The following is a 20,111-nucleotide window of genomic DNA, read 5'->3' as shown; positions in this document are numbered from 1 at the left end:
GGGCGGCGGGCGGGTAGGGCGGCAAACGACTTTCCGCGCGGATATTCGGTTGGGATTCCCGCCGGTCCCCGGCACAGTGGATCTCGACCGAGGAGGAGAACCACGATGCCGAAGCACATCGCCCCGAAGGTGCTGTCCTGGGCGAGCGAGATCGACGACGGGACGATCGACCAGGCCGCCCGGGCGGCGCGCCTGCCGTTCGTGCCAGGTCACGTCGCGCTCATGCCGGACGCGCACGTGGGCATCGGCGCGACGGTCGGCTCCGTGATCCCCACGGAGGGCGCGATCATCCCGTCCGCCGTCGGCGTGGACATCGGCTGCGGCATGGTCGCGACCGAGACCACGCTCACGGCCGCCGACCTGCCCGACTCGCTCGACCCGCTGATGCGGCTGGTGGAGCGGCGCATCCCGGCGGGCGTGGGCAAGGGGCACGACGACCGCACGGTGGACCGCGCGCTCGGCGAGCTGGGCCGGCCGCACACCGGCCTGACGCCCAAGCAGGAGAACACCGTGGCCTGCCAGTTCGGGACCCTCGGCTCGGGCAACCACTTCGTGGAGGTCTGCCTCGACGAGCGCGACCGGGTCTGGACCGTGCTGCACTCCGGCTCGCGTGGGATCGGCAACCAGCTCGCCACCGCGCACATCACCGGCGCGAAGCGGCTCATGCGGAGCCTGGGGATCGGGTTGGAGGACTACGACCTCGCCTACTTCACCCAGGGCACTCCGGAGTTCACCGCGTACATCGAGGACATGCTGTGGGCGCAGCGCTACGCGATGGCGTCTCGGGCGCGGATGGACAGGGTGCTGATCGAGGCGCTGTTCCGGGTCGTCGGCGCGGGCACGCGGGTCAGGACGATCAACTGCCACCACAATTTCACCCAGATGGAGACCCATCAGGGCAAGGATCTGTGGATCACCCGCAAGGGGGCGATCAAGGCGGACACCGGGGACGAGGGTGTGATCCCCGGCTCGATGGGCACCCGGTCCTACATCGTGCACGGGCGGGGCAACCCGCTGTCGTACAACTCCTGCTCGCACGGCGCGGGGCGCAGGATGTCCAGGAGCCGGGCCAAGCGTGAGCTGTCGCCGGCCTCGCTCAGGGAGGCGATGCGCGGCCGGACCTGGAACTCCGACCGGGCCGCCGCCCTGGTCGACGAGCACCCCGAGGCGTACAAGCCGATCGACCAGGTGATGGCCGACCAGAAGGACCTCGTGGAGGTCCGGCACACGCTGCGCCAGGTCTTCAACTACAAGGGATGAACGGAGGGGCGCCGCCGTTCCGCCCCCACGGTCTCGCGGGGCACGGCGGCGCCGGCCGGACGCAGGACGAAACCGCTCGCCACCCGGGCCGGAATCCGGTACGGCGAGATGGTGAGGTCCTGCTCCGGCACGGTGTAGTCCAGCCTGGCCAGCCGCGGCGCGAGGGCCTCGAGCAGGCCCACGACGACCGGCTCGCCCGGGCACCGGTGGCCGTCCGCCGGGTCGCCCCCGCCCTGCGGGATCAGGTCGTACGGGCCGATCTCGCGTCCGACGAAGCGCTGCGGGTCGAACGTGCACGGGTTCGGCCAGAGCGCGGGGTCGTGGTTCTGGCCCCAGACGTCGAGCAGCACGAGCCAGTCGGCCAGGATCGGCTCGCCCTTCCAGGTGAGGTCCTTGACGGCCTTTCCCGCGACGAACGGCGCGAAGGGGTAGAAGCGCCGCACCTCGTGCGCGAACGCCTCGGCGTACGTGCCGTCGGCGTCCTCGGCCAGCCGGACGCGGTTGACCGGCCAGCAGTGCAGCGCGTGCGCGGCGAACATGAGGAACCAGCTCACGGCGACGGTGGGGCGCACCAGGTTGAGCAGTTCGACCGCCGCGATCCGGGGCGCGAGCGGCTCTCCGTCGGGCTCCCGGTGGCGGGCGGCCACGGCGAGCGCCGAGGTGTCCGGCACCCGCAGGGACCCGCGCCGCACGTCTTCGACCAGTCCCGCCAGCCACGCCTCGCGGCGCCTGCGGGCGCCGCGGGCCCGCCAGTGCCGCGGGCCCGGCGACCCGAAGCCGTCGACCATCGCGACGAGGTCGGCGGCGAGGGGCCCGGTCTCCTCCTCGGTGAGCGGGATGCCCGCCCACCGGCACGCCCCCCGGGTGATGAACCGGGCGGCCTCGTCGAAGAGCACGACCTGTCCCCTGCCCGGCCACGTCGCCACCGCCGCGTCCCACGCCGCGACGGTCTCGCCTACCAGGGCGGCGACGCTCAGCGGTGTCATGAGCGACATGAACATGCCCTTGCGCGCCCGGTGCGCGGCCTGGTCGAGCGTGTGCACGGCGCCGTGGCCGAACAGCGTGCTCTTGATCGGCTCGGGCAGCGCGGGAGCCCGCTGGACGTGGTTGTCGTCGTAGAAGAAGCGGACGGCGTCCGGCCCGCGCAGCACGACGGCGCGCTGGCCCATCAGCCGGGTGTGGACCATCTCTCCCTGGGTCTCCCGCCAGCGGGCCGGCAGCCAGGCGTAGCCCTCGAACAGCAGGAGCAGCGTGGTGTCGAGCAGCGGCATACCGTCCTGCCTGCCCCGATTAGCCCCCGGGAAACGGTCCGATGGGGCCGATACGGCGGTCAGCCCCGGATGCAGGCTCCGCCGTTGAGCGTGAAGCCGGTGGGCTCGGGGTTGGCGCCCGTGGAAGTGCCGTTGAAGCCGATCTGCAGGGACGCGCCGCCCTGGATCACCGAGTTCCACGACGTGTTCACGGCGGTGACGTCCTTGCCCGACTGCGACCAGGTGGCCGACCAGCCGCTGGCGATCTTCTGTCCCGCGTCGGGGAGGACGAAGCGCAGCGTCCAGCCGTTCATCGCCGTCTGGCCGAGGTTGGTGATCGTCACGGTGGACGTGAAGCCGCCGCTCCAGGGCCACCAGTCGTACTTGATCTTGCAGCTGACCGGGGGCGGCGAATACGTCGGGAAGCCCGCCGACGCCACGGTCGTCACCAGGTCGGACGGCAGGCTGAGGTTGCCCGCGGCGTCCCTGGCCACGACGAAGTAGACGTACGACTGGCCGGTGACGAGGTTGCCCTCCGTGAAGTACGGGGCGGTGCCGGAGGCCGTGCCCGCCCGCGTCCAGCCGGTGTCGGTGCGCCGGTAGACGTCATAGCCCGCGACGCCGACGTCGTCGGTGGACGGGGTCCAGCAGAACGACGTGCCTCGGAAGTCCGGCAGGCAGTTCGCCTGCATCCCGATCGGTTTGGTCGGCGGGGTCGTGTCGCCCGTTCCGGGGCTCGGCGAGACGGACATGCCGGTGACCGCCGCGGTGCTGAACGGCGCGGTGGGCCGGCTGGTGTTGCCCTCGGCGTCCTTGGCCACGATGTAGAACGTGTAGGTGCGGCCGAGGGTCAGGCCGGTCATCACGGTGATCGTGGACGTGGTTGAGGTCGCCTTGACGAAGCCGTCCGTGGTGAGGCGGTAGACCTCGTAGCCGGTGACGCCGACGTCGTCGGTGGACGCCGTCCAGCAGAGGCCGACCACGCCCTGGGGCGTGCCGCCCGTGGGCAGGGGCGGCGGGCAGGCCCGCACCTCGCCCGGGGTCGTCGGCGTGGTGCCCGTCCCGGGGGACCCGCTCGGCTGCGGGCTCGGGTCGTCCGCGAAGGCGGGAGCGGCGTACGCCGGTGCCGCGCTCGTCGCGAGGACGGGCGGCGCGGCGATGTTGGCCGCCAGCAGCGCGGCGGCGACGGTGCCCGCCGCGGTCCACGCGGCCGGCCACGACAGTCTGGACACGAGCCACCCCTTTGGGACGACGATCCGCCGACGACATCGCCCGGATCATCGATCGCCGGGGCGGTCCAGTCAACTCCGTTCGCGTCCGCGCCGGTCGTTCCGTAAGGAACATGAAACTTTCAGCGAGGCGGGTCGTTGCTACCGTCACGAGATGAAGATCTTGGTCACCGGCGCGGCCGGTTTCATCGGGAGCCGCGTCGCCGGGCTGCTGCGCGACGCTGGGCACGAGGTGCGGGGATTCGACCTGCGCGGCGGCGAGGACGTCGCGGCCGGTGACGTGCGGGACGAGGAGGCCCTCGGCCGCGCCCTCGACGGCGCCGACGCCGTCGTGCACCAGGCGGCCAAGGTCGGCCTCGGCGTCGACGTGCGGGACCTCCCTGAGTACGTGTCGGTCAACGCGCTCGGGACCGCTGTGCTGCTCGCCGCGATGGCGCGGCACGGGGTCGCCCGGCTGGTCCTGGCCTCGTCGATGGTGGTCTACGGCGAGGGCGTCTACGACTGCGCGGAGCACGGCCGCCTGCGCCCCGGCCCCCGGACCGAGGAGGACCTCGCCGAGGGGCGGTTCGAGCCCGCGTGCCCGCGCTGCGGGCGGCCGCCGGCGCCGGGGACCGTGGACGAGGACGTCCCGGCCGATCCGCGCAACGCGTACGCCACGAGCAAGCTCGCCCAGGAGCACCTGGCGGCCAACTGGGCCCGCGAGACCGGCGGCGCGGCGGTCGCCCTGCGCTACCACAACGTGTACGGGCCGGCCATGCCGCGCGACACCCCCTACTCGGGCGTGGCCGCGATCTTCCGGTCCGCGTTGGAGGCCGGGCGGGCGCCGCTGGTGTTCGAGGACGGCGGCCAGCGCAGGGACTTCGTCCACGTCGGGGACGTCGCGGCGGCCAACCTCGCCGCGCTCGACGCACTGGAGTCCGCCCCGGCAGGCCGGCTTCGCGCCTACAACGTGGCCAGCGGTGAGCCTCGCACGATCGGCGACCTGGCGGACGCGCTCAGCGCGGCGCGGGGCGGACCGGCCCCCGAGGTCACCGGCCGCTACCGGCTCGGCGACGTGCGGCACATCGTGGCCTCCCCGGACCGCGCCGCCGCCGACCTCGGCTTCCGAGCCCGGATCCGCTTCGCGGACGGCATGCGGGAATTGGCCCACGCCCCGCTGGCCGGCTGACATACGGCTCGCTCACCAGGGCGACCGGACGAACCCCTGCAGCAGCAGGCCCGCCACCGCCTGCGCGGCGAGCAGGCGGCGGTCACCCGCACGCGCGGCTCCCGTACGCCCGGCCGCCGCGACGACCCACAGGGCGTACGGCAGCCAGATCCGTTCCACCTCGCCCCGGGTGACACCGCTGACGTCGAGGGCGAGCACCGCGGCCAGCGCCGCCACGGGCAGGATCCGCTCCCCGGCCCGCCCCGGCGCCACCAGGCCGACCGCGGCGGCGGGGCCGGTCACCAGGGCGAGCACGGCCAGGTCGGCGAACAGGAAGTACAGGTACGGCCGGGCCGCGCCGGGGTCGGCCGCCCACTCGGCGCGGGTGGCGAGCACTCCGGCGGGCCACCAGAACCCCCCGGCGGCGAACAGGGCGCTCACCGCCGCCATCCCGACCAGGCAGGCGGCCACGGCCGTACGCGGCGCCCCCGTCGCGACCGCCGCCACGAGGGGGACGAGCAGGAACGGCACCAGGCCGTAGCTGAGGTAGGGCAGCGCGCCCAGGGCCAGCCCCGCGCCGAGGCCGAGCGCCACCCGGCCCGCCCGGCTCCGCGAGCCGAGCACCAGCAGCGCCGTCCCCCACGCCCCCACGCCCGCGAAGAACGCGTCCATGGTCGTCGCGATCCACACCGCCGCGGGGCACAGGGCGAGATATGGCAGCGCGCGCCTGGCCGCCTCCTCCCCCGCGACGCGCCACACGGCCAGCCCGATCGCGACCGTGGCCGAGCACCCGGTCACGACCACGAGGACGGCGGCCCAGAACGGCCCCGGCAGCCCGGCGGCGGCGAGCGCCCACAGCACGAGCACCGGCAGCGGAGGATGGCCGCGTACGTGCGTGGGATAGGCCGGCAGGTCGCGGGTGAACCCGGCGAGCCAGCCGAAGGGGTCGTCGCCCACGGCCCCGAGCCCGGCCAGGTACTCCTGCGGGTGGGTGAACGGCCATGCCAGCCCCTCCCCCGACACAGCCAGCAGGACCGTCCACGCGAGCGACGCGGCGAAGGCCGCCGCCAGCGCCGCGCGCATCGGCAGGTGCGCGGTCAGCCGGGGCAGCGCGGGGACGGCGACCGCGGCGAAGGCTGCCGCCGGAAGCAGCGCGAGCGTGGGCAGCCGCGCCAGCGCGTGCAGCGGCGGGAGATGGTCGATGCGCAGCACCCCGCGGGCGTGCAGCAGACCGCCCACCGCGAACGCGCCCGCCACCGTTGCGGCCCAGGCGACCAGTGTCCGCCACCCTGCGATCGACCGTGCCGTCACGACCGACACCGTAGGCGCGCCGGCGCCGCCGTTCCCGCCCGCGGACGGCCCCGTAGTCACTTCGTAAGAACTGGGCGGCCCCGGCGGCCCTAGCTTCTGCGGCATGCAGATCGATGTGGTGCTTCCCTGCCTCGACGAGGCGGCGGCGCTGCCCTGGGTGCTCGGCCGGATGCCGGACGGCTGCCGCGCCATCGTCGTGGACAACGGGTCCACCGACGGGTCGGCCGAGGTCGCCGCCCGGCACGGCGCGCTCGTGGTGACCGAGCCCACGCCGGGCTTCGGCGCCGCCTGCCACGCGGGTCTGGCGGCCGCGACCGCCCCCGTCGTGTGCTTCATGGACGCCGACGCCTCCCTCGACCCGCGGCAGGTCCCGTACGTCGCGGAGGGGGTGGTGAGCGGCGCCGCCGACCTGGTGCTGGGCCGCCGCAGGCCCGTCACCGGATCGGCGTGGCCCGCGCACGCCCGGCTGGGCAACCGGGTGCTCGCCTGGCGGCTGCGCCGCCGCACCGGCGCCCCGCTGCACGACCTCGGCCCGATGCGCGCGGCCCGCCGTGAGGCGCTGCTCGCCCTGGGCCTGCGGGACCGGCGGTTCGGCTACCCGCTGGAGATGGTGCTGCGGGCGAGCGAGGCGGACTGGCGCATCGGCGAGGTCGAGGTCGACTACCTGCCGCGGGTGGGCCGCTCGAAGGTGACGGGGACCGTCCGCGGCACCGTGCGGACGGTCCGCGACATGTGGCGGGCAGCGTGACGCCGACCACGAGCCGGAACGCGACGCAGATCGTCGTCATCGCCAAGGCGCCCGTGCCTGGGACGGTCAAGACCCGGCTCACGCCGTCCTACACCGCGCGGGAGGCCGCCGCGCTCGCGGAGGCGGCGCTGCGCGACACGCTGTCGGCCGTCGCCGCCGCCCCCGCCGCGCGCCGGGTGCTGGCCCTGCTCGGCGAGCCGGGGCCCTGGCTGCCCTCGGGGTACGACGTGGTCGCGCAGCGGGGGGACGGCCTGGCGGCACGGCTGGCCGCCGCCTTCGCCGACGCCTGGGCGACCCTTCCCGTCCCGGTCGTGCTGATCGGCATGGACACCCCGCAGGTCACGCCCGCTCTGCTGGCCGAGGCGGGGCGGTTGCTGGGCGGGCACGAGGTCGTGGTCGGCCCGGCCGCCGACGGCGGGTTCTGGCTGCTCGGGCAGCGCAGGCCCGACCCCGCCCTCCTGGCCGGGCTGCCGATGTCACGGCCCGACACCGGGGCGCTGCTGATGGAACGGATCCGGGCCGCGGGCGTGCGGGCCGCCCTGCTGCCCGAGCTGACCGACGTGGACACCGCCGCCGACGCGCGCGCCGTGGCCGCGCGGATCCCCTCCTCACGGTTCGCGATGACGCTGGCGGCCCTCGGCACGGACGTCGTCGCGTGATCGGCCCCCTCTACGCCGAGTCGCTGGACGGCGCGCGGGTCAAGGTCGAGTCGGCCGACGGCAGGACGTGGCCGCTGGAGTCGTGGCGCTGGATCGACGGCGCCGAGGGGGACGAGGCCATGCTCACCCGCTGCGCCGACCCGACGCTCGACGTGGGTTCGGGACCGGGGCGGCTGACCGTGGCGCTGACGAGGCGCGGGGTGCGGGCGCTCGGCATCGACGTCACCCCCCGGGCCGTCCGGCTCACCCGCCTGGCCGGCGGGCGGGCCCTGTGCCGTGACGTGTTCGGCCACGTGCCCGGCGCCGGCCGCTGGGGCACCGTGCTGCTGGCCGACGGCAACATCGGCATCGGCGGCGACCCCGACGCCCTGTTGCGGCGGGTCCGCGAGCTGCTGCGGCCAGGCGGCGAGGTCGTCACCGAGCTCGACCCGCCCGGCGCGGCGACCCGCACGGAACGGGTCCGGCTGCGCCGGGAGGGCCGCGTCACCGGGTGGTTCGCCTGGGCGCGGGTCAGCGTGTCCGACATCGGGCCGCTCGCCGGGCGCACCGGCTTCCGCCCGGCGGAGGTGTGGACCGAGGCCGGCCGTTGGTTCTCCGTCCTGAGCCGGCCCCGGTGAGGCAGGCCGGAGCTTTGACGGCCGATGACGGGAAACAGGGGCGGCGGTCCCGGTCCGCACGGCGGCGCCGCCGATAGCCTGCGCGGGAAGCAGGCGGAAGCGGACGACACGGATGCCCGGGATCGCGCGGTTTGTCGCATGGATGGTCGCACGGTCCAGGACACGGCCGTCGCGGGCGCGGCACGGAAACCTCATCGACGGTGACATCGCCCGCAGGGACCTCGCCTGCGTCTCGGCCCTCACGGTCGCGGCGGCGGCGCTCTACGCGTTCTACTCGTGCGTGACGCTGGCGCGGTTCCGGGCGGGCGCGTACGACCTGGTGATATTCGACCAGGCGATCCGCTCGTACGCGCACTTCCAGCCGCCGGTCTCGATGCTGAAGGGAGTGCACAACGGGTTCGGGCCGGGGTTCTGCGTGCTCGGCGACCACTGGTCTCCGGCGCTCGCGCTGCTGGCGCCGCTGTACTGGATCCACGACGGGCCCGCGACGCTGCTCGTCGCGCAGGCCGTCCTGCTCGCGCTGTCGATCCCGTTCGTGTGGGCGTACGCCTTCCGCGCCTCCTCGGCGGTGATGGCCGGACGGCGCGTCGCCTATCCCGTCGCGCTCGCCTACGCCCTGTCGTGGCCGATCGCCGAGGCCGTGGCCTTCGACTTCCACGAGGTGGCGTTCGCGCCGCTGCTCACGGCGGCCATACTGGAGCGTCACCAGGCCGGGCGCGGGCGGGCGGCGCTCCTCGCGGGGCTGGCGCTTGTGCTGGTCAAGGAGGACATGGGCCTGCTGGTGGCCGGGTTCGGGCTGTTCCTCCTCACCCGCCGCCGCGACCGGATATCGGGCGCGCTGCTCGTCGCCGGAGGCCTCGCCGCGACCCTGGTGGCGACGCGGCTCCTCATCCCGCACTTCGGCGGCAGAGCCGGCTACTACTGGGCGTACTGGACCCTGGGCCCGGACCTGCGCCGGGCCGTGGTGCACGCCGTCACGCGGCCCGGCGACGTCGTCGCGCTGCTCGCCGACCCGCCGCTGAAGCTGCGCACGCTCGTGCTGACGCTCGCGCCCGTGCTGTTCACCGCCGTGCTGTCCCCATTGGCGCTCACACTCCTGCCGCCGCTGCTGGAACGCTTGCTCGCCAGCACCTATCCGAACTGGTGGACGCCGAGATACCACTACACGGCCTTCGTGGTCGCGGTGGTCTTCGCCGCCGGGGTCGACGGTGCGCTGCGGGCGGCCGCCCGCTTTCCCGGACGGTCCCCCGGAAGGCTCGTGCGCGGATGGGCGCTGCTCGTGCTCGCCACCGCGCTCGCGCTCGTGCCGTTCTTCTCGTTCGGCGCGCTGTTCACGCCCTCCTTCTACGCGGAGACGGCACGGACGCGCGCGGCCGGGCGCGCCGTCGCGGCCGTGCCCGACGGCGTGCTGGTCGAGGCGGCCTCCTCCCTGGCCCCTGCCCTGTCGCCGCGTACGCGGACCCTGCTGTTGGATCGCACGCCGCGCGGAGCGCCGTGGGTCGCCGCCGACGTGGGGACCAGGGACTTCCCCTTCGACTCGGTCCGGCGGCAGATCGCCCGGGTCGAGACGCTGCTCGAGCAGGGCTACCGGGTGGTGTTCCGGGAGGCCGGCTACGTGGTGCTCACCCGGCCGTAGGCCGCCTCAAGAGCGCACGTACGCGTGCGGGGTCGTGCCGAAGGCGTGCTTGAACGACTGGATGAACGCGCTGGGGCCGCTGTAGCCGCAGGCGGCGGCCGTGGAGGTCACCGATCGGCCGCCGGCCAGCAGGATGAGCGCGCGATGCAGCCGCAACTGGGTGCGCCACTGTGGGAAGCTCATGCCGGTCTCCGCGCGGAACAACCTGCTGAGCGTGCGTTCGGAGGCGCCCACCGCCGCGCCCAGTTCGGCGAGCGTCCGGCCGTCCGCCGGATCCGCCTCCAGGATCGCGGCCACGTCGCGCAGCCGGGGATCGGACGGCGCGGGCAGGCACAGCGGGAGCGCCTCGACCCCGCGGAGCCGGTCGAGCAGCACGCGTTCCAGGTTGGCCCGCTGCCTCGCGGTCAGCTCGTCGTCGCCGGTCAGGGCGAGCACCACCTCCCGCAGCAGCGGCGTGATCGCCAGGACCGTGGGCCGGTCGAGCCACAGCGGGTTGACCGGGGGGTCGAAGACCAGCGCCCGCATCTCGGTCGGCCCGTACGCCTCGTGCGCGTGCGCCACCCCGGCCGGTATCCACACGCCCCGATGCGGCGGCACCACCCAGTCGCCGATCGGGGTCGAGATCCGCAACACGCCACTGTGCGGATGGATGAGCTGGTGCGATGCGTGGTCGTGCCAGTCGATGCGCTCGCGGTGGGCCAGCGGCACGCGGGACGGGCCGCCGCTCGCGGGATGGCGGGTTGTCGACATGAGTCGGCAGAGTATCGCTAGTTCGCCGAATCGGTCCTCCGGGATGCTCGACGGAGCCTCTCAAGGAGACGATCAGTGACAGAGACACCCGTTCGGGCGCCTGCGGCGCGGGCGACGTCCGCGTGGCGGCGCATGTGGCTGTGGGCGGCCGCGCACGCCGTCGACGACCTCTACCAGGGCCTGGTGCCGGCCTGCGTGCCCTACTTCGTGCTCGACAGGCACTACGGCTACGTGGCGGCCTCCGGGCTGACGCTGGCCGCGGCTCTCGGCAGTTCGATCCCGCAGCCGTTCATCGGCCTGGCGGTCGACCGCTTCCGCCTCGGCTGGCTGGCCGCCGCCGGCGTCGCGCTGGCCGGGCTCGGCCTCGGCCTGTCCGGGCTGGTGGAGCCGTACGCCGCGGTCTGGACCCTCGTCCTGCTGTCCGGGCTCGGGGTGGCCATGTTCCACCCGGCGGCGGGCAAGGGGGCCCGGGAGACGGCGGGAGACAGCGCGACGGCCATGAGCGTGTTCGCGGCGGGCGGGAGCGTCGGCTTCTTCCTCGCGCCGGTGCTGGCCACGCCCGCCCTCATCGCGATGGGCGTCGGCGCCACGGCGCTGTTCATCCCGCCGGCCCTGCTCGTCGCGTTCGCGCTGCTCAGGAACCGGCCCTCGGGCCAGGCGGCCACGGCGGGCGCGCGCGCCGGCGCCGACAGGTGGGCGCCGTTCATGGTCCTCACCGGCATCGAGGTCGTCAGGTCGGTGACGTTCTTCGGCGTGCTCACCTTCATCGAGCTGTTCTGGATCAGGCACCTCGACGCCGGGCGCGGCGTCGCGGGCGCGGCGCTGGCCTGCTTCCTGGTCGGCGGGGTCGCGGGCACGCTGATCGGGGGGCGCCTCGCCGACCGGATCGGGCTCGTGCGGACCGTGCAGATCGGCGGCCTGCTGGCCATACCCACGCTCGCCGGGCTGCGCCTGCTCCCTGGGCCCTACCTGCCGCTGCTGTTCGCCGTGCTGGCGGGCATCGCGATCAACATCCCGTTCGCCGTGCTGGTGAAGCTGGGCCAGGACTACCTGCCGAACCGGCCGGGCACCGCCGCCGGCGTCACGCTCGGGCTCGCCGTGAGCGTCGGAGGGCTCGCCGCGCCGGTGCTCGGCGTCACGGCGGAGGCGTACGGCCCGCAGGGCGTCTTCACGATCCTCTGCCTGGTGCCGATCGCGGCCGTGGGACTGGGGCTGTTCCTCCCCCGCAGGTGACCTCCGCAGGTGCTGCCGAGCCTCAGCGGGCGGTGACGACGCCCGGCGTGGCCGCGAGCAGCAGGACGTCGATCCCGGCGGCGCCGATGGCGGCGGCGAAGGGCGCCACGGGCACGCGCCGGCCGAGCAGCAGACCGGCCGCTGCGCACGCGGCCACCCCGGCGAGCGCGAGCCACCCGGCCGGGCCTGCCGGTCCCGGAGGCGCGACCACCAGCAGCGCGGACGCGGCCAGCAGCGGCAGCGGGAGGAGAACCCGCACCCGGGCGGGGCCGAGACGCTGCGGCCAGCCCCGCACCCCCGTCGCGACGTCCGTCTCGATGTCGGGCAGCACGTTGGCGAGGTGCGCCGCGCAGCCGAGCAGCGCCGCGGCGAGCACGGCCCACCACGCGGGCAGGGAGGCGGGCAGGGAGGCGGGCAGGGCACGGCCCGGCGGCCCCGCCGTCACGAACACCGGCACCGCGCCGAACCCGGCCGCGTACGGCGCCCACGAGGCCGCCGTGCCCTTGAGCCACAGGTTGTAGACCCAGGCCGCGGCGACGGCCGACAGGTGGGTCGCCCCGGCCACCACGCCGCAGGCCAGCGAGAGCGGCACGCAGGCCGCCAGCGCGGCGAACGCCACGACGCGCACCGTACGCGCGGACACCAGGCCGGCGATGATCGGCTTGGCGGTCCGGCCGGCCGCGGCGTCCCTGGCGGCGTCGACGGCGTCGTTGCACCAGCCCACGGACAGCTGACCGGTCAGCACGGCGAGAGCCGTCAGCGCCGTCCCCGCCGGGCCCCACCCGGCGACCGCCACAAGCGCGGCGACCAGGGTCGTCACCGCCGCCGTCGGACCCGGATGGCACGCGCGGGCCAGCCCGGCCGCCGTCCGCGCCGTTCCGGCCGCCCGGCGGCGCCCACCCGCCTCGCCCGCGATGTCCGCCGAGGCGGGATTCGCGCGACGCGCGCCGCGAACCGGCACGGCGGCACCCGCGCCGCCGGCGGCCGCCGGGTCGTCGGGCAGTTCCCCTGAACCGGTCACGATCCCGAGCGTAACCGGGCATCCCTGGTACAGATCACGATCTGCCTCCGGAAGGTATGCGGCGGCTACCAACGGGCAAGAGGGACTTGTCACGGTTTTCGCCTGCACGGGGATGTGAGATGACGCGGATCGCGGCCGTCCATGGTGTCGTTCCCCCTCATCGCCACTCACAGGCGGAGATCGCGGACGCGTTGGCGAGGGTCTGCCTTCCGCCGGGCGCCGATCGCCGGCTCCTCGACCGGCTGCACGCCAGTGCCCGGGTGGAGCACCGCAATCTGGTGCTGCCGCTCGACCAGTACGGCAAGCTCGACGGCTTCGGCAGCGCCAACGACCTGTTCATCGAGGCCGCGCTCGAATTGGGCGCGCAGGCCGTCACGAGGGCGCTGGACGCGGCCGGCCTCACCCCGGCCGACGTCGACATGATCATGTGCACGTCGGTCACCGGCGTCGCCGCGCCGTCGCTGGACGCGCGGCTGGCCAACCGGATCGGGCTGCGCCCGGACGTGAAGCGGGTGCCGGTGTTCGGCCTCGGGTGCGTGGCGGGCGCGGCGGGGATCGCCCGGCTGCACGACTACCTGCGCGGCTGGCCCGGCCACGTGGCGGTGCTGCTCTCGGTCGAGCTGTGCTCCCTCACGTTGCAGCGCGGCGACACCTCCACGGCCAACCTCGTGGCGGGCGCCCTGTTCGGGGACGGCGCCGCCGCCGTGGTCGCGTACGGGGACGAGCGGGAGCCGCCACGCGCGGATGCGGCGGAGCCCGTGGTGGTGGCGACGCGCAGCCGTCTGTATCCCGACTCCGAGCGCGTGATGGGCTGGGACGTCCGCGACAGCGGCTTCCGGGTCGTGCTGGACGCCGGGGTGCCCGACGTGGTCCGCGCCCACCTGGCCGGCGACGTGCACGGGTTCCTCGCCGACCACGGCCTGGCCGCCGGCGACATCACCGCCTGGGTCTGCCATCCCGGCGGCCCCAAGGTGCTGGAGGCCGTCGCGGAGACGCTCGCGCTTCCGGACGGCGCGCTCGACCTCACCTGGCGCTCGCTGGCCGACAACGGAAACCTGTCGTCGGCCTCGGTGCTGCACGTGCTGCGTGACACGCTCTCCCTGCGGCCCCCGCCGCCGGGCACTCCGGGCCTGCTGCTGGCGATGGGCCCGGGGTTCTGCTCCGAACTCGTCCTGCTGCGCTGGTAGGGAGGACCTGGCCCGTGTCGCCCTGGCCCGTGTCACTTTGGTACGTGCTGCTCGTCGCGCTCGTCGCGGTGGAGCGCCTCGCCGAACTGGTCGTCGCGCGCCGCAACGCCCGCTGGAGCCTCGGCCGGGGCGGCGTGATGTACGGCAGGGGCCACTATCCCTGGATGGTCGCCCTGCACACCGGCCTGCTGGCCGGATGCCTGCTGGAGGTGTGGCTGGCGGACCGGCCGTTCGTCCCGGGCCTGGGCTGGCCGATGCTCGGGCTGGTCCTGGCCGCGCAGGCGCTGCGCTGGTGGTGCGTCACCGCGCTCGGCCCCCAGTGGAACACCCAGGTCATCGTCGTGCCCGGCCTGCCGCTCGTGCGGCGCGGGCCCTACCGGTTCGGGTGGCTGCGCCACCCCAACTACGTCGCGGTGGCGGTGGAGGGCGCGGCGCTGCCGCTCGTGCACTCCGCCTGGCTGACCGCGCTGGCCTTCACCCTGCTCAACGTGCCGCTCATGGCCGTGCGCCTGCGCTGCGAGAACGCCGCCCTCGCCACCGCCCCCGGCTTCGCCCCGCGTGACGCCGGGACGGGGACCGCCGCGTGATCGACGTGCTGGTCGCCGGTGGCGGGCCCGCCGGGCTGGCCACGGCCATCCACGCGGCGCTGGCCGGCATGGAGGCGGTCGTGGTCGAGCCGCGGCCGGGCCCGGTCGACAAGGCGTGCGGGGAGGGCCTGATGCCCACCGGCGCCGCCGCGCTGGCGGATCTCGGGGTGGCGGTGCAGGACGGCAGGCCGTTCCTCGGCATCCGCTACGTGGACGGGCGGCACCGGGTGCAGGCGGAGTTCCGGAACGGCCACGGGCTGGGCGTGCGCCGCACCGCCCTGCACACCGCGCTCGCCCGCCGCGCCCGGGACCTCGGCGTCCGCGTGGTGCCCGGCCGGGTGGAGGCGGTGCGCGCCGCCGACGAGGGCGTGCGCGCCCGCGTGACAGGCTGGCCGGAACCGTGTGGCCCGGAACTGGGCGGACCGCAGCTGGACGGGCCGGAACTGGACGGACCGCAGCTGGACGGGCCGGAACTGGGCGCGCGGTGGCTGGTCGCGGCCGACGGGCTGCACTCGCCGATCAGGGCGCGGCTCGGGCTCGACCTGCCCTCCGGCGGCCCGCGCAGGTATGGCCTGCGCCGCCACTACCGGGTCGCGCCGTGGACGGACTTCGTGGAGGTGCACTGGGCGCCCGGCGGCGAGGCGTACGTCACGCCGGTGGGCGACGACCTGGTCGGCGTGGCCGTGCTGAGCAGCGAGCGCCGGCCGTACGACGAGCACCTGGCGCAGTTCCCCGACCTGCTCGCCCGGCTGGGGGGCCCGCCCGCCACCCCCGTGCGCGGGGCCGGGCCGCTGCGCCAGCGGGTGCGGCGGCGGGTGGCGGGGCGGGTGCTGCTCGTCGGCGACGCCGCGGGCTACGTGGACGCGCTGACCGGCGAGGGGATCTCGCTCGCGCTGCTTTCGGCCCGCGCCCTGGTCGACTGCCTGCGGGCGGGCCGCCCCGAGGAGTACGAGACCGCCTGGCGGCGCCTGTCGCGGCGTTCCCGGCTGCTGACGGCCGCGCTGGTGCGGGCCCGGCGGCATCCCCCCGCGGCCCGGATGATCGTGCCCGCCGCGCGGCGCCTGCCCGCGGTGTTCGGGGCGGCGGTGCGGGCGCTCGCCTGAGCGCACCGCCTTCCACGATCCCCACGCTTCTGCGCGAAACGGGCACGACACCCCTGAATTGTTACAGCCGGATTCACAATTCATGAACGCCCGTTTTTAGGGCGCCCCGGAGACTTCTATACGCGGTGGTAATAGAACCTACTTCGAGATTGGCGAAGTGGCCATATTTCGTGACCGGTATGCAAAGATCTAGCGTGTGTACCGAATGGCGAGGCCGATGTTACGGCAAGGGTGACTGGAGGGTCGTCTTTTGCCCCACCTGCCGCACATCGTCCTGCTCGCCCTGCTAGCCCTGCTCGGTACGCTCCTGATCGCCGCGCTGGTCGTCCTCGTGGTCCGCCTGCGCCGGTTGCGCGACATGCAGGCCGAGGCCGTACGGCAGGCGGCGGCCGAAGCGCGCGAGCAGTTCGGCCGCGACGTGCACGACCTCGTGAGCAGCCGCCTGTGGCTGGCCACCCTGCGCAGCGAGCTCGCCTACCGGCTCTCGGACGACGACAGCCCCCTGCGACCGGCACTGGCCGACGTGGTGCATTCGATCCGCCAGGCGTCCGCCGACATCCGCAACGTGACCCGCTCCTTCCGGGACGTCTCGCTCGCCTCGGAACTGGCCAACGCGCGGGCCGTGCTCCGGGCGTACGGAACCGACTGCAAGATCGAGGCGACCGAGGCGGAGCTGAGCGACGAGGTGAGCGCGGTGCTCGCGATCATGGTGCGGGAGGCGGTGACCAACGTCCTGCGCCACAGCAGGGCGACGCTGTGCACGATCGAGATCGTCGTGCGCGGCGGCCTGGCGACGCTCACCGTCACCAACGACGGCGTCGACCCCTCCGTGCCGCCCGGCGACGGCACCGGGCTGGACAACCTCCGCAACCGGGCGGCGGCGCTCGACGGCGTCGTGGGAACGGTCCTCGACCCGGACGGCTGGTTCCGCCTCATCGCCGAGATCCCCCGCAAGGGCGGGGACCGCCGCTGACGCCGGCCGCGCTCGCCCGCCGGGCCGCCCGGCCTGCGGGGCACGGATCCGCGACGGAGCCGCCTGGACAGCGTGTGCTGGCCCCCGAGCGTTCCTGCGCAGATCCCTGAGCGCCCGCTGGGCGCGAGCGTCCGGCAACGCCCCGTTCACCCCTCGCGCAGGCCCCGGCCGGCCCGGACGGGGTCGCGCGTTTGACCAGCCCCTTGACCGAATGCTTCATCCGGCATCCCGGAGACGGCCGTGAACAGCATCACCGTCGACCCATGACTGCGTCACGGTTCGTTATGTGCAGATTTCACATGACGCAGTTGACGGACGTAACTTGGCCGTTCTTTCTATTTCCGGAATTCTTTGACGTGACCGGCCTAAGGGGACATCTGGTGATTAGTAAGTACGAGATTTACTGCCTCGCAGATCCCTTGTTCTACGACACCCTCGACACCAAGCGCGCTGAGCATCCCGACTTCGCCATCGCCGCCCGGCCCACACCCGACGGGTGGGCGCACGCCGAGAGCGAGACCTGGCTGCACTACGCGCCGGCCGGCGCGGCCCTGCCCACACAGGGCTGGAAGATCCACATCTCCTCCTCCGTACCGGAGGCGGAGCGGGTGATCGCCGCGGCGTGGGATTACTGCGTGCCCCGCGGGCTGGCCTTCAAGTTCCTGCGCGGCCGGCGCGTGATGACGATGCAGAACTCCAAGTACGCCTTCCGCGGGTCGAGCGGCAAGCTGGTCACCATCTACCCCGTGGACGAGGCCCAGCTGGAGCTGACGCTCAAGGAGCTCGCCGAGATCCTCGACGGCGTCGAGGGCCCGTACATCCTCAGCGACCTGCGTTACGGCGAAGGGCCCCTGTTCGTCCGGTATGGCGGGTTCGCCGAGCGCCACTGCCTCGACGACAACGGCGAGCGGGTGCTCGCGATCGAGGACGCCGACGGCCACCTCGTCCCCGATGTGCGCGGTCCCGCGTTCGCCCTGCCCTCCTGGGTGACCCTGCCGGCGTTCCTCGAACCGCACTTGGCGGCGCGCAACGCGGTGACGTTCGAAGGCGTGCCGTACGAGGTGGACAGCGTCCTGCACTTCTCCAACGGCGGCGGCGTCTACCTCGGGCGCGACAGGCGCACCGGCGAGCAGGTGGTGCTGAAGGAGGCCCGCCCGCACGCCGGGCTCGACGTCGAGGGACGCGACGCCGTCACCCGCCTGCGGCACGAGGCCGCGATCATGGAGCGCCTGGCCGGCCTCGACGTCGTGCCGGCGCTGCGCGACTACTTCACGGTCGGCGAGCACCACTTCCTGGTGCAGGAGTACGTCGACGGCACCTCGCTCAGCCAGCTCATCGCCCAGAAGCACCCCCTCACGCGGGCCGACCGCACCTCCGAGCTGGACGCGGACTACGCCGAGTGGGCCGTCGGGATGCTCGCCAAGGTGCGGGCGGCGGTCTCCGCGCTGCACGGGCGCGGCGTGGTGTTCGGCGACCTGCACCCCTTCAACGTCCTGGTGGACGGCGACCGCGTGGTCCTGATCGACTTCGAGGTCTCCTCGGCGGTCGAGGAGCGCAGGCGGCCCACGCTCGCCAACCCCGGCTTCGTGCCGCCGCGCGAGCTGGCCGGCGTCGAGGCCGACGAGTACGCGCTGGCCTGCCTGCACCTGGGCGTGTTCGCCCCGATGACCACCATGCTGCTGCAGCTCCACCGGCCCAAGGCCGCCCGGCTCGGCCGGCTGATCACCGAGATGTTCCCCGTGCCCCCCGCGCTGATCGAGGGAGCCGTACGGACGATCCTCGGGCAGGATCCGCCCGCGCCTGAGCCGAGCCGGCTCCCTCGGCCGGACCGTCCCAGGGAGGGCTGGCCCGCCGTACGGGAGGCGCTGGCGATGGCGATCCTCGCCTCGGCCACGCCGGACCGCGAGGACCGGCTGTTCCCCGGCGACATCGTGCAGTTCGAGCCCGGCGGCGGGGTGAGCCTGGCCAACGGCGCGGCCGGCGTCCTGTACGCGCTGGCGACGACCGGGGCGGGGCGCTTCCCCGAGCACGAGGAGTGGCTGCTCAGGCAGGCCGCGAAGCCCGGCATCGGGCCCGGCTTCTACAACGGCCTGCACGGCGTGGCGTACGCGCTGGAGGCGCTCGGCCGCCGCGAGGACGCGCTCGACGTGGCGCAGCGATGCGCGCGGGAGCTTCGTGAAGGGCTGGACCTGAGCCTCTACCGCGGCCTGTCCGGCGTCGCCCTCGCCCTGATGCGCCTGCACGACGCGACCGGCGAGCCGGAGTTCCGCGAGCGGGCCGCGCGTGTCGTGGCGCTGGTGGCCGACCGGCTCGGCGGCCCGGACGACGTGCCCGAGATCAGCGGCGGGAAGTATCCGCACGCGGGGCTGATGTACGGCTCGGCCGGACCCGCCCTGATGTTCCTGCACGCCTACGAGCACACCGGCGACCCCGGGCTGCTCGACCTCGCGGCCACCGCGCTGCGGCAGGACCTGCGCCGGTGCGTCGGCCGCGAGGACGGTCAGCTCCAGGTGCAGCAGGGCTGGCGGACCAACCCCTACCTCGACGAGGGGTCGGCCGGCATCGGCCTGGTGCTGGACCGCTACCTCGCCCACCGGCACGACGAGACCTTCGCCGAGTCGCTGGCCGCCATCCGGCCGGTCACGACACTGCACTATTACGTCCAGTCGGGGCTGTTCGCGGGCCGGGCCGGCATGATCGCCTGCCTGTCGTCCGGCTCCCGTCCCGACCCCGAGGCCGCCGCGGCGCAGATCGCCCGGCTGGCCTGGCACGAGCTTCCCCACCAGGGCGGGCTGGCCTTCCCCGGGGCCCAGTTGCTCCGCCTGTCGATGGATCTCGCCACCGGGAGCGCCGGCGTGCTGCTCGCACTCGGCACCGCGCTGCACGACGAGCCGGTTCACCTCCCGTTCCTCGAGCCCCCCGGACGGTCCCAGGCGCAGGGGCCCCTGCGCACCGCCGCCGGGTCACATGTCCCGACCAGCCCCGAGAGGAGGTGAATCGCACAATGACGCTCCTCGACCTTCAGACCCTCGAGGCCCCCGGCGGCCACGGCGGCGGCGGTGGCGGCGGCAGCAACCTGAGCCTGCTCGGGTGCACCCCGCACGAGAACAGCAGCCTCAGCATCATCTGCGGCTGACGGACCCTCCGGTGAACACGAACTTCAGCCTCATCCCGGCTGATGGAACCCATACAAGGAGATGATCCACATGGCGCTTCTCGACCTGCAGACCCTCGAGATCCCCGGCGGCCACGGCGGCGGCGGTGGCGGCGGTGGCGGCGGCAGCAACCTGAGCCTGCTCGGGTGCACCCCGCACGAGAACAGCAGCCTCAGCATCATCTGCGGCTGATAGCACGCTGAGGGAGTCCTGGGCGGTCGTCGCGGCCGCCCAGGCTTCCGCGT

At 74.3% G+C, this 20,111-nt stretch carries 19 protein-coding genes; 14 read left to right on the top strand and 5 right to left on the bottom strand.

The features are described 5' to 3' along the window. The first annotated feature begins 105 nt into the window (after positions 1–105). The gene (locus tag ACQEVJ_RS16555; RefSeq protein WP_433101823.1) at positions 106–1,260 is read left to right on the top strand and encodes an RtcB family protein; all 1,155 of its coding nucleotides are present in this window, start codon (positions 106–108) and stop codon (positions 1,258–1,260) included. On the opposite strand, the gene ACQEVJ_RS16550 is transcribed toward ACQEVJ_RS16555, so the two are convergent. Together ACQEVJ_RS16550 and ACQEVJ_RS16545 are read right to left on the bottom strand one after the other, a co-directional pair. Next, positions 1,248–2,531 (bottom strand): cytochrome P450, encoded by a 1,284-nt coding sequence (locus tag ACQEVJ_RS16550; protein WP_433101821.1) that lies wholly within the window; start codon positions 2,529–2,531, stop codon positions 1,248–1,250. The two genes, ACQEVJ_RS16555 and ACQEVJ_RS16550, sit on opposite strands and share 13 nt — an antisense overlap. Before the next feature lie 59 nt (positions 2,532–2,590). Next, positions 2,591–3,742: a cellulose binding domain-containing protein gene (locus ACQEVJ_RS16545; RefSeq protein ID WP_433101819.1), complete on the bottom strand. Its 1,152-nt coding sequence runs from the start codon at positions 3,740–3,742 to the stop codon at positions 2,591–2,593. A 151-nt stretch (positions 3,743–3,893) separates the two neighbouring features. On the opposite strand from ACQEVJ_RS16545, the gene ACQEVJ_RS16540 reads away from it, so the two are divergent. Next, entirely contained in the window at positions 3,894–4,907 is a 1,014-nt protein-coding gene (locus ACQEVJ_RS16540; protein WP_433101817.1) for an NAD-dependent epimerase/dehydratase family protein, read from the top strand. A 12-nt stretch (positions 4,908–4,919) separates the two neighbouring features. Here the strand turns inward: ACQEVJ_RS16540 and ACQEVJ_RS16535 are convergent, their stop codons facing one another. After that, the gene (locus tag ACQEVJ_RS16535; RefSeq protein ID WP_433101815.1) at positions 4,920–6,197 is read right to left on the bottom strand and encodes a hypothetical protein; all 1,278 of its coding nucleotides are present in this window, start codon (positions 6,195–6,197) and stop codon (positions 4,920–4,922) included. Positions 6,198–6,300: 103 nt separating this feature from the next. Here ACQEVJ_RS16535 and ACQEVJ_RS16530 point away from each other — a divergent pair, with 103 nt between their 5' ends. The 4 genes from ACQEVJ_RS16530 to ACQEVJ_RS16515 all read left to right on the top strand — a co-directional run bounded on the left by ACQEVJ_RS16530 (position 6,301) and on the right by ACQEVJ_RS16515 (position 9,857). Next, on the top strand, positions 6,301–6,945 hold the full coding sequence (locus ACQEVJ_RS16530) for a glycosyltransferase family 2 protein (protein WP_433101813.1): 645 nt from the start codon (positions 6,301–6,303) through the stop codon (positions 6,943–6,945). Then, positions 6,942–7,604 (top strand): TIGR04282 family arsenosugar biosynthesis glycosyltransferase, encoded by a 663-nt coding sequence (locus tag ACQEVJ_RS16525; protein ID WP_433101811.1) that lies wholly within the window; start codon positions 6,942–6,944, stop codon positions 7,602–7,604. The genes ACQEVJ_RS16530 and ACQEVJ_RS16525 overlap by 4 nt, the downstream gene beginning before the upstream one ends. Then, the gene (locus ACQEVJ_RS16520) at positions 7,601–8,221 is read left to right on the top strand and encodes a methyltransferase domain-containing protein (RefSeq protein ID WP_433101809.1); all 621 of its coding nucleotides are present in this window, start codon (positions 7,601–7,603) and stop codon (positions 8,219–8,221) included. Before ACQEVJ_RS16525 ends, ACQEVJ_RS16520 begins: the two co-directional genes overlap by 4 nt. 142 nt (positions 8,222–8,363) lie before the next feature. After that, positions 8,364–9,857 (top strand): DUF2079 domain-containing protein, encoded by a 1,494-nt coding sequence (locus ACQEVJ_RS16515; RefSeq protein ID WP_433101807.1) that lies wholly within the window; start codon positions 8,364–8,366, stop codon positions 9,855–9,857. A 6-nt stretch (positions 9,858–9,863) separates the two neighbouring features. On the opposite strand, the gene ACQEVJ_RS16510 is transcribed toward ACQEVJ_RS16515, so the two are convergent. Continuing rightward, the gene (locus ACQEVJ_RS16510) at positions 9,864–10,607 is read right to left on the bottom strand and encodes an AraC family transcriptional regulator (protein ID WP_433101805.1); all 744 of its coding nucleotides are present in this window, start codon (positions 10,605–10,607) and stop codon (positions 9,864–9,866) included. A 75-nt stretch (positions 10,608–10,682) separates the two neighbouring features. On the opposite strand from ACQEVJ_RS16510, the gene ACQEVJ_RS16505 reads away from it, so the two are divergent. Beyond that, the gene (locus tag ACQEVJ_RS16505; RefSeq protein WP_433101803.1) at positions 10,683–11,840 is read left to right on the top strand and encodes an MFS transporter; all 1,158 of its coding nucleotides are present in this window, start codon (positions 10,683–10,685) and stop codon (positions 11,838–11,840) included. A gap of 22 nt (positions 11,841–11,862) precedes the next feature. Here ACQEVJ_RS16505 and ACQEVJ_RS16500 read toward each other — a convergent pair whose 3' ends face one another. After that, positions 11,863–12,861, bottom strand: coding sequence for a UbiA family prenyltransferase (locus ACQEVJ_RS16500; RefSeq protein ID WP_433101801.1), 999 nt, complete (start codon positions 12,859–12,861; stop codon positions 11,863–11,865). A 119-nt stretch (positions 12,862–12,980) separates the two neighbouring features. Between ACQEVJ_RS16500 and ACQEVJ_RS16495 the strand changes: the two genes are divergently transcribed. The 7 genes from ACQEVJ_RS16495 (at position 12,981) to ACQEVJ_RS16465 (ending at position 20,058) form a co-directional block, all read left to right on the top strand. Next, a complete protein-coding gene (locus ACQEVJ_RS16495) occupies positions 12,981–14,048 on the top strand; it encodes a type III polyketide synthase (RefSeq protein WP_433101799.1) in 1,068 nt (355 codons plus the stop codon). Positions 14,049–14,062: 14 nt separating this feature from the next. Continuing rightward, complete coding sequence (locus ACQEVJ_RS16490) at positions 14,063–14,635, top strand: isoprenylcysteine carboxyl methyltransferase family protein (RefSeq protein ID WP_433101797.1); 573 nt, start codon at positions 14,063–14,065, stop codon at positions 14,633–14,635. Further along, positions 14,632–15,738 carry an NAD(P)/FAD-dependent oxidoreductase gene (locus tag ACQEVJ_RS16485; RefSeq protein ID WP_433101795.1) on the top strand — a complete coding sequence of 369 codons (1,107 nt, stop codon included), beginning with the start codon at positions 14,632–14,634 and terminating at the stop codon, positions 15,736–15,738. The genes ACQEVJ_RS16490 and ACQEVJ_RS16485 overlap by 4 nt, the downstream gene beginning before the upstream one ends. A 250-nt stretch (positions 15,739–15,988) precedes the next feature. Next, entirely contained in the window at positions 15,989–16,711 is a 723-nt protein-coding gene (locus tag ACQEVJ_RS16480) for a sensor histidine kinase (protein WP_433101793.1), read from the top strand. A gap of 380 nt (positions 16,712–17,091) precedes the next feature. Continuing rightward, positions 17,092–19,707 carry a class III lanthionine synthetase LanKC gene (gene lanKC / locus ACQEVJ_RS16475; protein ID WP_433101791.1) on the top strand — a complete coding sequence of 872 codons (2,616 nt, stop codon included), beginning with the start codon at positions 17,092–17,094 and terminating at the stop codon, positions 19,705–19,707. Continuing rightward, on the top strand, positions 19,704–19,847 hold the full coding sequence (locus tag ACQEVJ_RS16470) for a SapB/AmfS family lanthipeptide (RefSeq protein ID WP_433101789.1): 144 nt from the start codon (positions 19,704–19,706) through the stop codon (positions 19,845–19,847). The genes lanKC and ACQEVJ_RS16470 overlap by 4 nt, the downstream gene beginning before the upstream one ends. A gap of 70 nt (positions 19,848–19,917) precedes the next feature. Then, positions 19,918–20,058, top strand: a complete 141-nt coding sequence (locus ACQEVJ_RS16465; protein WP_433101787.1) for a SapB/AmfS family lanthipeptide — start codon at positions 19,918–19,920, stop codon at positions 20,056–20,058. Positions 20,059–20,111 lie beyond the last annotated feature (53 nt).

Origin of the sequence: Microbispora sp. CA-102843 (assembly GCF_050936215.1) — a bacterium.
Classification (GTDB): Bacteria; Actinomycetota; Actinomycetes; order Streptosporangiales; family Streptosporangiaceae; genus Microbispora.
This window is presented reverse-complemented; position numbering and strand designations above follow the sequence as displayed.

Coding starts and splice junctions, on each gene's coding strand:
- ACQEVJ_RS16550 (WP_433101821.1), bottom strand. CDS start 2,531: ATGCCGCTGCTCGACACCACGCTGCTCCTGCTGTTCGAGGGCTACGCC.
- ACQEVJ_RS16540 (WP_433101817.1), top strand. CDS start 3,894: ATGAAGATCTTGGTCACCGGCGCGGCCGGTTTCATCGGGAGCCGCGTC.
- ACQEVJ_RS16515 (WP_433101807.1), top strand. CDS start 8,364: ATGGTCGCACGGTCCAGGACACGGCCGTCGCGGGCGCGGCACGGAAAC.
- ACQEVJ_RS16465 (WP_433101787.1), top strand. CDS start 19,918: ATGGCGCTTCTCGACCTGCAGACCCTCGAGATCCCCGGCGGCCACGGC.
- ACQEVJ_RS16510 (WP_433101805.1), bottom strand. CDS start 10,607: ATGTCGACAACCCGCCATCCCGCGAGCGGCGGCCCGTCCCGCGTGCCG.
- ACQEVJ_RS16530 (WP_433101813.1), top strand. CDS start 6,301: ATGCAGATCGATGTGGTGCTTCCCTGCCTCGACGAGGCGGCGGCGCTG.
- ACQEVJ_RS16555 (WP_433101823.1), top strand. CDS start 106: ATGCCGAAGCACATCGCCCCGAAGGTGCTGTCCTGGGCGAGCGAGATC.
- ACQEVJ_RS16495 (WP_433101799.1), top strand. CDS start 12,981: ATGACGCGGATCGCGGCCGTCCATGGTGTCGTTCCCCCTCATCGCCAC.